This window comes from Paenibacillus sp. FSL R5-0517, assembly GCF_037974355.1.
Lineage (GTDB): Bacteria > Bacillota > Bacilli > Paenibacillales > Paenibacillaceae > Paenibacillus.
The window spans coordinates 847,549-861,961 of sequence record NZ_CP150235.1 but is presented as its reverse complement, the minus strand read 5'-3'; the positions used below and the strand labels follow the sequence as shown (position 1 = coordinate 861,961).

Annotated in this window: 12 protein-coding genes; 5 read left to right on the top strand and 7 right to left on the bottom strand. The window is 45.0% G+C overall.

Annotated features, from left to right (window positions below):
- Positions 1–173: 173 nt before the first annotated feature.
- Together MKX40_RS03975 and MKX40_RS03970 are read right to left on the bottom strand one after the other, a co-directional pair.
- On the bottom strand, positions 174–3,227 hold the full coding sequence (locus tag MKX40_RS03975; RefSeq protein WP_339239537.1) for an ATP-binding protein: 3,054 nt from the start codon (positions 3,225–3,227) through the stop codon (positions 174–176).
- On the bottom strand, positions 3,224–4,372 hold the full coding sequence (locus MKX40_RS03970; protein ID WP_339239536.1) for a response regulator: 1,149 nt from the start codon (positions 4,370–4,372) through the stop codon (positions 3,224–3,226). Before MKX40_RS03970 ends, MKX40_RS03975 begins: the two co-directional genes overlap by 4 nt.
- A gap of 221 nt (positions 4,373–4,593) precedes the next feature.
- Between MKX40_RS03970 and MKX40_RS03965 the strand changes: the two genes are divergently transcribed.
- A complete protein-coding gene (locus MKX40_RS03965; RefSeq protein ID WP_339239535.1) occupies positions 4,594–4,800 on the top strand; it encodes a DUF2536 family protein in 207 nt (68 codons plus the stop codon).
- 102 nt (positions 4,801–4,902) lie between these two features.
- Positions 4,903–5,784 carry a GNAT family N-acetyltransferase gene (locus tag MKX40_RS03960; protein ID WP_339239534.1) on the top strand — a complete coding sequence of 294 codons (882 nt, stop codon included), beginning with the start codon at positions 4,903–4,905 and terminating at the stop codon, positions 5,782–5,784.
- An 88-nt stretch (positions 5,785–5,872) separates the two neighbouring features.
- Here MKX40_RS03960 and MKX40_RS03955 read toward each other — a convergent pair whose 3' ends face one another.
- Together MKX40_RS03955 and MKX40_RS03950 are read right to left on the bottom strand one after the other, a co-directional pair.
- Positions 5,873–6,706 (bottom strand): CPBP family intramembrane glutamic endopeptidase, encoded by an 834-nt coding sequence (locus MKX40_RS03955; protein ID WP_339239533.1) that lies wholly within the window; start codon positions 6,704–6,706, stop codon positions 5,873–5,875.
- Positions 6,707–6,724: 18 nt separating this feature from the next.
- Positions 6,725–7,297, bottom strand: coding sequence for a TetR/AcrR family transcriptional regulator (locus MKX40_RS03950; protein WP_339239532.1), 573 nt, complete (start codon positions 7,295–7,297; stop codon positions 6,725–6,727).
- Between the two features lie 193 nt (positions 7,298–7,490).
- On the opposite strand from MKX40_RS03950, the gene MKX40_RS03945 reads away from it, so the two are divergent.
- Entirely contained in the window at positions 7,491–9,356 is a 1,866-nt protein-coding gene (locus MKX40_RS03945; protein WP_339239531.1) for a leucine-rich repeat domain-containing protein, read from the top strand.
- Between the two features lie 278 nt (positions 9,357–9,634).
- On the opposite strand, the gene MKX40_RS03940 is transcribed toward MKX40_RS03945, so the two are convergent.
- Both MKX40_RS03940 and cysD read right to left on the bottom strand, forming a co-directional pair.
- A complete protein-coding gene (locus MKX40_RS03940) occupies positions 9,635–11,308 on the bottom strand; it encodes a GTP-binding protein (RefSeq protein WP_339239529.1) in 1,674 nt (557 codons plus the stop codon).
- Position 11,309: 1 nt separating this feature from the next.
- Positions 11,310–12,209: a sulfate adenylyltransferase subunit CysD gene (gene cysD, locus MKX40_RS03935; RefSeq protein WP_253430176.1), complete on the bottom strand. Its 900-nt coding sequence runs from the start codon at positions 12,207–12,209 to the stop codon at positions 11,310–11,312.
- 150 nt (positions 12,210–12,359) lie between these two features.
- On the opposite strand from cysD, the gene MKX40_RS03930 reads away from it, so the two are divergent.
- Positions 12,360–12,560 carry a leucine-rich repeat domain-containing protein gene (locus MKX40_RS03930; RefSeq protein WP_339239528.1) on the top strand — a complete coding sequence of 67 codons (201 nt, stop codon included), beginning with the start codon at positions 12,360–12,362 and terminating at the stop codon, positions 12,558–12,560.
- A gap of 137 nt (positions 12,561–12,697) precedes the next feature.
- Here the strand turns inward: MKX40_RS03930 and MKX40_RS03925 are convergent, their stop codons facing one another.
- Positions 12,698–13,279 (bottom strand): TetR/AcrR family transcriptional regulator, encoded by a 582-nt coding sequence (locus MKX40_RS03925; RefSeq protein WP_339239527.1) that lies wholly within the window; start codon positions 13,277–13,279, stop codon positions 12,698–12,700.
- Between the two features lie 148 nt (positions 13,280–13,427).
- Between MKX40_RS03925 and MKX40_RS03920 the strand changes: the two genes are divergently transcribed.
- Complete coding sequence (locus MKX40_RS03920; protein ID WP_339239526.1) at positions 13,428–14,366, top strand: 2-dehydropantoate 2-reductase N-terminal domain-containing protein; 939 nt, start codon at positions 13,428–13,430, stop codon at positions 14,364–14,366.
- Positions 14,367–14,413 lie beyond the last annotated feature (47 nt).

The following is a 14,413-nucleotide window of genomic DNA, read 5'->3' as shown; positions in this document are numbered from 1 at the left end:
ATAACGGAGCACACCTTAAAAAAACCTTAAAAAACGATGTTATTCGACTTTATTCGACGACATTAATCATACCCGTCCACCAATCCACATTTTCAGTTAACTATCCATCAAATAAATACAAAAAGAGCCCCACCGCATGTACGATGGAACCCATTGATATAACACATGTTCTCTTAAGAAAGCCCATTAGGAATATGAAAGGCAACGCTCGTTCCATGCCCAGGTTCACTCGTTAGTACCAGTGAAGTTCCGTATTCAAATCTCAATCGCTTATCGATATTTCGTAAACCTACTCCTTGCTGGACGGCCGATTCGCTATGTTCAAGTAATATCTTCATACGGTCGGGAGGAATTCCGACTCCGTCATCGGATACAACAAATAACCAATCCTCTTCTAATCTCTGCACTATCAATTTCACTGTTCCGCCTTCAATTCGATCTCCGATGCCGTGGCGAATCGCATTTTCGATCAACGGCTGAAGCAGCAACGGCGGTATCTGTAAACGATATGCCTCTTCAGGAATCTCATATTGGAAGCAAATACGGTCCCTGAATCTTGCCTGCTCAATCTGTACATAGGTTTGAATAAGCTTGAATTCCTCATCGAGTTCGATGCGTTTATCTGAATTGCTGAACCGAAAGCTTCCTCGCAAATAATCAGCCAACGCGATGATCATGCTCCGTGCACGCTCTATATCTGTATAACTGGAGGCAACGATACTATTAAGAACGTTATATAGAAAATGCGGCTTGATCTGCGATTGAAGGAAAGCCACTTCCATATATACTGCACGTCCCAATGATTCCTTCATGGCAAGCAAACTTCCGATTCGGGCTTTTAATTCTTCCAAATCAAACGGTTTGGGCAAGTAGTCGTTTGCTCCAACCTGATATGCAGCCACCTTATCCTGTGGTTGAATTGCCGCAGTAACCATCAACACGGGCAACTCCAGGAGTGAATAGCGCTTGCGAATTTCTTGACATACTTCGTATCCGGACATGCCTGGCATCATCAGGTCCAGAATGACAAGGTCAATTCTGCCCGGTTCATCGATCTGGCGAAGTGCTTCGTATCCATCTTTGACTGCGATGATCCGATAGTCATGGGATTGTAGCGTATCCAGCAAAACCTTCAGATTGACATACTGATCATCAACGATCAAAATCGTGCGCTTACCAGCGGCATTCGCAATATACGGTGTAGGAAACGAATACTCGTTCTCCAAAGGTTGAATGTAAGATGCTGATGAATGGTCCGAGCTAGCTATATTTTCATTATTTGACGTTGCCCGCTGCAGGGTAAACGTGAATGTCGTCCCCACGTCCAGGGTTGAGCTCACGGATAGTGTCCCCCCTTGCAGATTGATCAGCTGCTTAGCGATAGACAGCCCAAGCCCGGAGCCGCGTTGGCTTACTTCTTCCATGGATTTGAACGGCTCAAAGATATACGGCATATCCTCCGGATGTATACCCGCTCCCGTATCCTGTACTTCGAATTGCAACAGGCCTTCTTGTTCCTTCCCGGCAACAATGATCGTTCCGTTCTCTGTGTACTTGATTGCATTGTCCAGCAGATTGCTAATGACCTGACTTAACCTGATTTCATCAGCATAAGCGAGCGGCAAGTCCGCTGGCACCTGATTGACGAGTTGAATCTCCTTTTCCGCACTGAGATAAGAGTAGAAACGGATTTGCATCTCTACGACTGAACGGACATCGACTGGCGCCGGATCAATTCTAAGCTCCCCCTGTTTAAGCTTCGACAAGTCCAGAATGTCATAGACAATCTGAGAAAGCTTCCTGGTAATATCGATCATCAACTGAAGCTTCTCTCGTTGCCCTGACGTAGGAGGTAACGCAGTATCATCAAGCATAGACCGGGATATGTTCATAACACCATGAAGAGGCGTCTTAAACTCGTGTGAGGTACGTGCGAGAAAATCATCCTTGTGCTTGTCCGCCTCCATTAACTGACCCGAGAGTTCCTCTATTCTCTGGAATGCGTTTGAGAAGCGGAGCGACATCAATAGTGCAAGCATGAGCAGTACAAGAAATGGCTCGACGGGTGGCAGCGAATAGATCGGAACGCCAAAGTAGACGTTTAAGTTCTGGTTCAACACTAGCGCGTTCAAAGCCATCGCCGCCACAGCCAGATACCAGCTGCCAGCCACTCTATTTAGAACAGCATATACAAACACATAGGTGGCGTACAACAAAGCTAACGTGACGTACAGTGATGTCACAAGGCGAAACGGCCCTGTCGTAATTTGCGTAGCAAAGCCCATATGCAAGAGAAGTAAAGCACCTCCTGATAGTAGTCCTGCCTTCGTAAATCCTCTATAACTGTAGGGACGAAAAGCAGTATACACATACAAGAAAAATCCTACACCTACCCCAATGGTCAACACCATTTGAATGCGAAAATATAGCCAAAATGGAAGTGGGCCCAGCGCATCGAACAGCACCCTCTCACCGCTGATGCTTGTAAACGCTGCAATAAATACACAGACGAGTCCGAATACAACAAGGGACTGATCATTCCTGCGCTGAGAAAATAATCCGATAAAATACAGCCCCATGATCAGGAAGGCTGTTAGGGCAATCCAATCGTGTGCTGTCGCGACATCCCGAATTTTCGCAATTTGGTCAGCCTTGCCAAATTGGATAGACTCCCCGATTCCACTCGTTACCCGGAATTCATGGTTGGCAACTTCGATCACGATATCGTTCCAGCCTGGCTTTAAAGTGAAATAACTGACATATGGCTTGTTAAGCGCCCAATAATCGTCTTTGTGATCGGGATACCCGCTTGAGCCCACGACTTGCCCGTTGACGATAAGCCTATTGGAGATCAATATGGCTGCCGTCTTCATTCCATATATAACGCTATCGTCATCAATTAAAAGCCTCAAACGATACGTTGCCACACCCAACGTATCCATCTGTTTGGACCATGACCCGGGCACCTGAATGAAAGAAGGGGCTTCATCTCCCGCTTCCTCAGAGGTGAGGGGATGGCTGAAGAGTAGTCGATTCGGGTAAAACTCCCATTGCCCGTCCAGCCGGACGACACCCTTCTCCTGAAATGCCCAATTGGTTAAGTCCATGACTCCATTGGCCGCCATCGGCATCGTTTTCTTGTTAAAAGTAAAGTATGTTAACAGCATACCGTAAGTCGCGAACAACATTGTCAATGTAATTAGGATCGCAACGATTTTGCGTTTCATTGAAATGTGCGCCCCGATCCCTCCATCGTGTTCTGAATCAATAACAACGTCTCCTCCTCCAGTTCTGTTCCAAGTTGAATGCGCACGGCTTGCTCTAACTCCTGACTTACACGGTATGCCTCACTCCGGTTACTGAGTTCCAGATGAATTCTAATCAACTCACGTCCATCGATCTCGGAGTCAGGAACAAGTGACAGTAATCGCTGTAAGCTATTCGCTGCAAACAAAAGCTTTCCTTGGCTACGATAATACATATACCATTTGCGAAGTGCACGGACATACAACGACTTGATATTCAACTGTCTGGCAATTGCCCAGTCAAAATTGCATCCATCCATATAATCTCCGACGTACATCTCGTTCATCTGATCATAATGAAGCTCATTTATGTGCTCTTCCGCCAATATTTTATTTAACAATGTCTCGAATTGAGAGACATCTATTGTAATGTCGTTCAGTTCAGCGGAAAACCCCTGATTTCCTTTACGGATATGAATTGCTACGCCATGCTCTGTCAAGCTTCTTCGAAGATAAGAAAGACAGGTGTACAAATACGATTTGGCTTTATCGAGATCGTAACCCGGCCACAACGCCTCTATAATGACAGCGGCATTTACGCGCTTACCTTCATGATGAATTAGAAATGCGCATAGCTCCCGCTCTTTTTTCGTTTTCCATATAACTTCCTTGCCCGTATCGCCTGGTGATATGATATGGAATCCTCCGAGAGAAAGAACTGACGGAACTAAAGGCTTATTTTCCTCTGTTAGACTGGACTGCTTGTACAGATCTTTGGTTATCCGTGCCACCGTATTCTGTAAACGGCTCACCGTAAACGGCTTTAACAGATAGTCGGTTGAATCAATCTCAAACGCTTCTAATGCATACTCGGCATAGGCCGTCGTGAAAATGATCGGCAACTCAGGAGAAATGCTTCTTATTCGCCGAGCCGCTTCGGTACCCTTCATACCCGGCATTTGGATATCCAAAAACACAGCATCTATCATGGTTCGGTTTAAATCTTCCAACGCCTGAAGGGGATTTAGATATCTTCCAGCGATCTCCACATTCCCCATTTGACCAAGCAATATTTCAAGCAGATCTAGTGCATCTTCTTCATCGTCAATCAACATAACACGGATCATTGGCTGTTCTCCTTTTTCGTTCATGCTAAAGATTAGCGGCCTTGAATCAATGTTTACATCCAAATTTATTTATACATATATATCGGGCGGTTGGCTTCGTCTCTTTAGATTCTGATATGTTGAGTGGAATTCATCTTGCCGAACTGGAAAAGCTCCTCTACAATGAAGCTCGACAGGCATTTAACCTGCAGATCGACATTCCGAGGAGGCTTGACTTAAATATGGAAATTTCACTGGATATCATAAAAGATAAAGTCGAATGCTTGCAGGCTTATGACTTTCATGAACTGGCGCGAGCGATCGAAGAACGTATTGAAATCAATAAGGCATTAATGCTGCGTGTAAAGCAAGTCCAACATCAAGTAACGTTTGATCCTATTCGCACCAAAATGTTATATAGCGCAGTCGTGCATTTTGCCTTAGATTAATGGACCAAGACTTTGAATAGTGAATACCAGATTACTGACTTAATTGCAGTTACTGCATGGTCATATTATGTAGTTACTATTGAGGGTTAAGGAGAGAGTACCATGCAAGAATTAACATTTATGAAGAATTATAAAAACAACGAAGTACTGCGCAAGAGTTTTTTCGAGCTTGCTGCCGAGACTTTTGATATTGATTTTGAAAATTGGTACCAGCACGGATGCTGGGGCGAGAACTACATCCCTTTTTCATTTGTGGACGGAGATCGGGTTGTTGCCAATGCTTCCGTTAACATCCTTGAGCTCATCATTCACGGGGAGCAGAAAAAAGCGATTCAAATCGGCACAGTGATGACACATCCCGACTATCGAGGGAAAGGACTATCCACTCGTTTAATGAACAGAATTTTAGAGGAATACGAGAACAAATACGATCTCATGTACCTTTTTGCCAATGAATCGGTGCTTGATTTTTACCCCAAGTTTGGTTTTAAGCCGGTGGAAGAACATCTTTTTTCAATGGATTATACGGCAAAAAAATCACCCAAACCTGTGAACCTTCGGAGGCTCGATATTGCTAACGCGGATGATTTACATCTTATTCAAAAATTCGCATCGGAAAGATTGCCGGTTTCTCGGCATTTCGGAACCGCCCAGACGCAAGGCATACTCATGTTTTATTGCCTGAATGTCTTTAGTAATGATATTAATTACTTAGAAGATGAAAACGTCATTGTTATTTATCAGAAAGAAGACAATCATATTGAGCTCTTCGACGTTGTTAGCTTAAACGAAATAAATATGAAAGATATCTTGGATAAGATTGCAGATGAGGATACAGAGACAATCACCTTCCATTTCACACCAGATGCAACAGAACATCTCGTTCTAAAAAGTACCCTCACCAATGAAGGCTTATTTGTAAGAACCCCCGGTGAGCATCTCTACCCGGTGCAAGTTAAACATCCGATTACATCGATTGCTTGATGTATCTTCGGACCAACCTTATATCAGCACTATGCTCTGCATTGAAGACAGATCAGTAAGAGTGGGCTTCCCCGCTCTTTTTTTATGATCAAAGATTGATCTTCTGCTCCTTCTTCTTTCGAATTGACCTTAGAAATAACCCGAAACCAACAAACAAAACGGTTGTCACAATCCCCGTGGTTGGACTGAACCAGAATTCCCCTGCTTGGGTTAACGTGATGATCCCTGCTACGGATACCAACAAGGTCGGTACTCCATCCTCCACAGCGTGCATGATCACACATGGCCATACAGATTCGGTCAGACGGTATATTTCAACATACATTATGGACCAGGCAATCATCAACACACACCCTAGGATCATAAAGTTCAGTCTGGTCGTATTCTCGAAATACGTTTCCGGTAGGAAAACCATATAATACGCAGCATGCCATAAAGCCCATATAAGGCCTGACACAAAATAGAGCGCCCAATCGTTCAGCTTCAATTCAATCAATTTGGGAGTCAGATAGCCGCGCCAGGCAAACTCTTCAAAAATGTTCTTCATAAAACTGCCTGCAATAGAAACCCCGATAAGCGGCAGCAATGTATTTAGCTCAACATCAGCAGCACGGGCACTATTGAAAAGGAAGGCAAGACCTACAACAATCACCATCACAACCGGATAGATGAGAAGAGCCGCACCATACCATTTCAAATTGCCCTCCAGCTTGAATCTCACACCAATATCTTTCCAATCTCGATTCACAATTCGCAGTAAAAGCATCATGAGTAACGGCAGGATTAGCCACAATCCCATTCCTAACGAATTTTCTGCTGGCTGCTCCGGCATCATCGTATCCACCCATACACCAATCCAGCCACTTGCTAATACGACCACCATGAATACAAGCAGACTGAGCTTTATTCTTGCTGCTGACATATTGACAAGCACCTCCTGTCAGGATTGTTCCACTCTTCGCCTCGCTGTGCTGATGACATCTTCCGCTGCACTGTTCATCAGACGGATCATCTCTTGTTCCGTGTACTCTTCCGGCAACATTTCATTCGCGGCCATCACGCTGATCCCTACCTGAAACATCTTCATCTTGAGCAAAATGGTTTGCAGTTCATCATCTGATAATCCATTCAGATCAGGGTCCATTCTCATCACGTGTATAAAGCTTTTCATTTCCTCCTCATTGTGCTTCGCTTGATCATTTTTCTTCATCACAATATCCCGAAACAATACAGGGTACTCTCTGGCAAAACGGATGCTGGCAGCACCAATATCCTGAAACGGATGTCCTGAATTCTGCTCCCGCAGCATTTGTCTGCTCAACTCGAAGGTTTTCTGATATACACCTTCTAACAATTCGCCTACCTCTTTGAAATTCACATAGATCGGTGCAATGGACCCTCCCAGCTTCTCTGCCACCTTGCGAATTGTAATGAATTCAATGCCTTCTGTTCTTGCGATTTCAAATGCCGCATCAATAATTTGATCTTTAGTAAATTTCTTTTTGGGTGCCATATGTCTCCTCCTGCCATAAATGCAACGATAAATTTCAAACGTTATATATCATATGATATATATTGTCCAAGCCACACGTCAACTACATTTTTTTCAATATAATCAAGCTCTCATAGGAGTATACAAGGTATAATGAAGTCAGATGACCGTTTGGCATAAATTGATGAACATCATAACGAAGGAGAGGACATTTGTGGCGTTTATTCCGTTAAACTGTCCCAATTGCAACGGACGAATTGAATACAAGAAGGATGAGGTTTTAAAGTGTCCCTATTGTGAAACAGAGCTTCTATTGAAGCAAAATAATGTCTATTACGTGGACCAGACCATTAATCATTACCATGGAACGCCTCCCAAGGCAACACCGAAGCAGGCTGTCTCCGTAAAGCTTTTACTTATACTGATGCTGGTGTTAACCGGTGCCATCGGTACTTATATGTACTCCAATGTCAGCTCCACTCATTCACCAACAGAAGCCAAACTGCCTGTGCGAAAGATGCCTGAAAGCGAGGTTCTGCTCTCCTTTTTGCGGGATATCTTTGATAAAGGGACTGCCCTGCCGACTGAGGATGAACTTGCTCGTATTCGTTACTTAACTGTAGATTATTCGGATAATGACCAGTGGGAGTTTACATACAGCTTCTCCGACCCCTTCAGCGATGAACAGGCTGAGAAAATCACTTATGTTACTCAGGACAAGAAACTGAATAACCAGGAGATCGATCAGCGGGATTTTGAAGCCTTTACGGGACTGACGGCACTCGATCTGACGAATACCTATGAAATCTCCCAGACGGATCAAACCACTTTGGCCCATATGTCCGGATTAAAAAGTTATGGAGGCGCTTTTAACGAATCCTTCAGCAAATTTTCGGGCTACTTTGGCGACAAAACTAACATTACGGAGCTTTCCACTCAGCTTCGCAGCAATCAGGAATTGACCATGCTGCTGGAGTTTCCTAATCTGAGCTCATTATCCATTACCTATGTGGATGAATCCGTAACGGATTTCTTTCTTTTGAATAAGCTGCCGCTCAAGTCCCTGTCGCTCACCTTTGTCGATGAACTGGGATGGTTGTCCTCCATGACCGGGCTGTCATCCTTATCCATACAATACAGTGAAACCACAGACCTGCAACCGGTGTACGCCTTGACCCAGCTTCAGGAGCTTCAGCTATCCTTTTTAACAAATGTAAAGTCCATCGACTTTGTACAAAATATGCCTGCTCTACAAACGCTTGATCTCGAAAGCGTAAACTTCTCAAGCCTGGATCCCTTGGACGGCAAGGCCTCCATTACTTCACTGCGCCTAGCTTCTCTAAGTCAACTTAGTTCGGTAAAGGCCATCAATAGCCTGTCCTCTTTGCGGGAATTAACGTTGTCCGGCTACTACGAGAATGCAGAAGCGCTGACATTACCTAAGGCAACGCGAGTAGAAATTCCAAGCGCTTTTCTCGCCGGACTGAAAGCGCCCGCCGCAACCAGCCTGACGCTCCGTGGCGGAAGTGGCGAGTTGAATTTGGCGGCGCTGGGGAAATTCCCGAAACTTAAGCAGCTCTCCCTCTCGGAGGTCAGTGAAGTAACCCGTCTGGGCGCCCTGGACGGCTTATCCAGCCTAGAGACTCTAAGCATTTACGACTCTTCACTATATCAGGAGAGCGATGCTTTATTTCGTTTGAAGCAGATCAAATCTCTGATGTGTTCCGAGTGCAGGCTGAACTTTGAAGAAAAATCGGCCACGGAGAACAGCGTACTTGAACATTTGACCTTAGAGCAGCCGTATTTCAGCATAAATAACACCTCTGTTGCTGAAGTTGACCAAATGATGCCTTACTTTGCGAAACTGCCTGCTCTGCGTTCCTTTACTCTGCAAGACAGCAGTTTGGCTTCTCTCGAATTCATGAGTAACTGGCAGGCCATAGAAGAGCTTCATCTCGAGAACAATGCCATTTCCAATATCGAGACCCTAAGCCAGCTGCCTAATCTGCAAAAGGTATATCTATCCGGTAATTCCGTCCAAAACAAATCCGTGCTTGGTACGGGTGTGCATGTGTATTAATTACCGCCTGGGATGATGGGGAGTTTTAGACTACTACAGTTAATGGATGGTATTAAAACAAAGGCAAAAAGGGGTTCCCCTTATGCAGTTCTTCCTGCATGGGGGAACCCTTTCGGTGTTTTAAGTCAAGTCAAAAGCCTTCAATATTCTTTGGACGATAGCTGCAACCTCAGCACGGGTGATGTTGGCATCCAGAGATCACTCTCCCCATACAAAGGGATCTTGACGAAACAAACAAGCGGCTGCCTAATCGGCAACCGCTTTATCGGACATGCTTATTAAATGTCGTAGTTATTCGAAGGACTGTGATCGATAACGGATTGCACAACTCGTTTAACCACGGATTTCGCGGCATCCTGGATGGATATTCCGCCGATCTCGTCCGCGTTAACTTCGATAAATCCTTTGCCCCCGATGATCTCTCGAGCTGTCTCAAGTTCGCCCGCACTGATAGAATCATGGGATACCAGTGAGATCAGGCCGGCGTCGTTCAACACCTTTGCCATCTCCGCCGTTCCGCGGAGCGTTTCTCCACTGACGCTCTCAAGCAGCATCGTATGGTAACCGGATGACATTAGTCGCTTCTCCACTTCCTTGGCGAGAGCTACCGTATCCGAGCCAGCAAACCATACCGTGAGCGGAGATTGTCCTTTCTGCTGGGCGCGAACATCTCTCGTGATCCCCGTATCCAGCGTGGCAAATCGGCTTTCTCCCTTCAGAGCTTGATCGATGACTCCGCAAGCAGACGTCATGTTGGTGACACGATCAATGAGGATAAAACCTCCGATGCTCTTATTGTGTTCAAAGGAATCGAAGACGATCTGATCCGACAGCGTGAATTCACACTTGGCCAATTCGTTCTTAACAATTTGATCGGCCGGAACGGTATGGCCCGTGTTAATGTCAATTTTATGGGTAATCGCCGTTACAGTGCCTGGAAGAGTCTTCGTTCCGACCTTTACCCAATAATGCTTGCCCGGAGTCAGGACGGAATCGTCCATCCACAGGATTGTAGAAGCGAAGCTGTCAGCTTCTTGGACTTGATTGTCCATCGTGAGCACACAACCTCGCGAGACATCAACTTCGCGGTCCAGTTGTATCGTAACTGGTTGGCCAGCATAAGCCGAATCCTGAGCTTGGTCCGTCACCAAAATCCGCTTAACCTTGGCTTTCTCCCGACTTGGCAGAGTCATGAGTTCGTCTCCGACCGAAATCTTTCCAGCCTCGATCTGGCCCTGGAACCCGCGAAACGTATGGTCCGGTCTGCTTACACGCTGAACTGGCATCATGAAAGGCTTCGTATCATCGGTAGTATGAACATCTATACTTTCCAAATACGGTAATAATGCTAACCCCTCGTACCAGGGTGCATTCGGCGACTGGGTTGTAATGTTGTCCCCTTCCGTAGCGGACACGGGAATGACCTGAATGCTCTTGATTTGGAATTCGGCCGTCGTTTGCATGAACTCTTCCTTGATTGCCTCGAACGTCCTCTGATCGAAACCGACCAGATCCATCTTGTTCACAGCCAATACGAGATGCTTGATCCCCATCAGGGCGCAGATCCGGGCATGGCGTTTGGTCTGGGTAATGATGCCTTTGGTAGCGTCCACCAGAATGATGGCTAGATCGGCAAAGGAAGCGCCTACAGCCATGTTGCGCGTATACTCTTCGTGTCCCGGTGTGTCCGCCACGATGAAGGAACGATGAGACGTCGTAAAATAACGATATGCCACATCAATGGTAATCCCTTGTTCGCGTTCGGCCAGCAAACCATCCAGGAGCAGCGAGTAGTCGATTTTGCCGCCTCGGCTTCCCAATCGACTATCGAGCTCAAGCGCGCGTTCTTGATCGGCAAATAGCAGCTTGGCTTCATAGAGCATATGTCCGATCAGCGTGGACTTGCCATCATCCACACTTCCACAGGTAATGAATTTAAGTAGACTCTTCATGTTAGAAATAGCCCTCCCGTTTGCGTCGTTCCATGCTTCCCGCCGCTTCTTGATCGATAACCCGACTGGTCCGTTCGGAAGATAACGCACCCAATGTCTCCTCAATGATCTCATCCAGCGTAACAGCATCGGACTCGACTCCGCCCGTGAGCGGGTAACAACCCAACGTGCGGAAGCGAATCTTCTTCATCTCTACCTTCTCGCCAGGCTCAAGCTTTATCCGCTCGTCATCCACCATGATGATATGCCCGTCACGATTAACGATCGGTCTTACGTCGGCGGAGTAAAGCGGAACGATATCGATGTTCTCCCGACGAATGTATTGCCAGATATCCTTCTCAGTCCAGTTGGACAGCGGAAAGACTCGAATGCTCTCTCCCTTGTTGATTCTCGTGTTGAACAGCTTCCACATCTCCGGACGTTGGTTCTTAGGGTCCCACGAGTGATTCTTGTTCCGGAACGAGAAAATCCGCTCCTTCGCACGCGACTTCTCCTCATCACGTCTTCCGCCACCGAACGCAACCGTGAATCCGTATTTGTCCAATCCCTGCTTCAGGGCTGTGGTTTTCATAATGTCGGTATATGCGGAACCATGGTCGAAGGGGTTAATTCCTTGTTGAATAGCCTCTTCATTTGAGTGCACGATCATCTCGATACCAAATTCCTTCGCTTTTCGGTCGCGGAACTCAATCATTTCCTTGAATTTCCAGGTTGTATCGATATGCATGAATGGGAACGGCGGCTTCTCGGGGTAGAAAGCCTTTAGGGCCAAGTGCAACATGACCGAGCTGTCCTTGCCGACGGAATACAACATGACCGGTTTCTCGCACTCCGCTGCTACTTCTCTGATAATGTATATCGCTTCAGCCTCAAGTTGATCCAGATGTGTTAATTCTTGCATGGCAAGGCGGCCTCCTTTTTAATCCTCACTAAAACCATCGTATTTATAAACTTATCCTATCAGATTCCATCTTTATTGCAAAGTGGAAAAAAGCAAAATTTATGATGTGTATGTGTTGGATCGACTATACTCAGCATGGAATAGTACGCCTTGACCCAGCTTCAGGAGCTTCAGCTATCCTTTTTAACGAATGTAAAGTCCATCGACTTTGTACAAAATATGCCTGCTCTACAAACGCTTGATCTCGAAAACGTAAACTTCTCAAGCTTGGAGCCCTTGGCCGAGATATATCTATCCGGTAATTCTGTACAAAACAAATCCGTGGTTGGTGCGGGTGTGCATGTGTATTAATTACCGCCTGGGATGTTGGTGAGTTTTAGACTACTACAGTTAAATGGATGGTATTGAAACAAAGACATAAAAGGGGTTCGAGAATTTATAAATTCCCGACCCCTTTTTGTTTATCTTTAGCTTTCTAACCATCATCGCTACACTCCAGAACGTTGCGGATTGACCGTGCCAAAGATATGATACGGTGTTATCCCCTTTGTAAATAGACTATCGATCAGCTTGATCAATTCCTCCGACGATAGATCTTTGTCTCTGTGTATCCAAAGACGAAACATAGATATTAATGTAGATATGTAAAACTCGATGATGTATGGTGCCAAGACATCATCTGTTGAAAAATCCATAATCAATCGCTCAAAGGGAATTTCTCTTTTCAAACGTTCCACAAAATGAACAGAACCATAATCGCCCAATACAGCTTTAAGAACTGAAATTTCCTCTGCATTTTCCAAGCATTGAAGTGCATCTTGAATAGTATGTGTAGAAAACTCTCTGCCTGCCATTTCCTCCTTAATGGATTTCAAAATCCTCTCTTCAACGCAGTCCAACAAATCATAGATATCTGTAAAGTATTGATAAAATGTACTCCGATTATATCCTGATTGGTTAGCAATCTCTTGGATGGATATCTTTTCGATTGGTTTTCGGCAATATAAATCACAGAATACATTTATAAATGTCTGCCTTGTTTTGTCCGTAATTTCAGGTTGCTTATTCATGATTAACCTCCATTTTCTGTTGAATTGATTATACGACAGATATTAAAAATCTGATGGTTGATGACCAAATAGTGAATCTATACAATAACATTATACAACACGTTGTTGGATCATCAACAAAGATGAATCTGGATATTAGGAGGCTAAGATGAGAATTTTATTTTTCGGTAGAGGTGTAATATCGACCCAATACGCTTGGGCTTTAGAGAAGGCAGGGCATACTGTTGAGTTTTACGTTAGAAAAGGGAGAAAAGAAACGTTCGGAAGTCATATCGCGCTTGAAATGTGGGACGCACGAAGAGGAAAACAGTTCATCCAGGAAAGCTGGAAGATCAAGCTGCATGAGGAGATAAACCCAGATTACGATCTCATTATTGCGAGTGTCAACACGGAGCAACTTCCCGAAGCAGCAAGAATACTTTCGACTACTGCTGGTAACACCCCGATACTAATATTCAATAATATTTGGCAGGATTTAAAATCATCAATCTTGCCCCTGTCTATGAACAATGTTGTCTTCGGGTTCCCAGGAGCAGGAGGCGGCATTGAGGACAATAAGCTTAGGGGCGGCTTTTTAAAAATGATATTTCTGGAAAAACCACGGGTAGGCACGGAACAGATAAACAACAAGGTCAAAGAACTATTTGAAAGCGCTAATTTTAATATCAATTGGATCAAGGATATGCAAAGCTGGTTATGGAATCACTATGCCATGAATGCGGCGATGGAGACCGAGGTGTTAAAACGGGGAAGTTTCCCAGCACTCTTGAATCATGGCGACTCATTCGCATATGTCGGCAAGAGTATGCGAGAAATGAAGCCTGTTCTTAAAGCAAGAGGTGCAAAGATGGACGCGATTACTCTATTGTTAACCAAGATCCCACCGGCACTTCTCGGCACGCTGTTTAACAAGGTTATCTTTGCAAGGGGCAGCTTACCACGACTTTTCATTGAATACAATAATAGTACGTCCAGTTTTGCAGTACTTGAAGTTGTGAGAGAAGCCAAAAAGTTAGGTATACCTTTGCCACGTCTTACTGCGGCATTAGAAAACACTGAACAAAACACAGGTATCGAAAACGGATAAACTGGAAATTGGATATTGTTCAGACCAACATTAACTCTACTATTGAT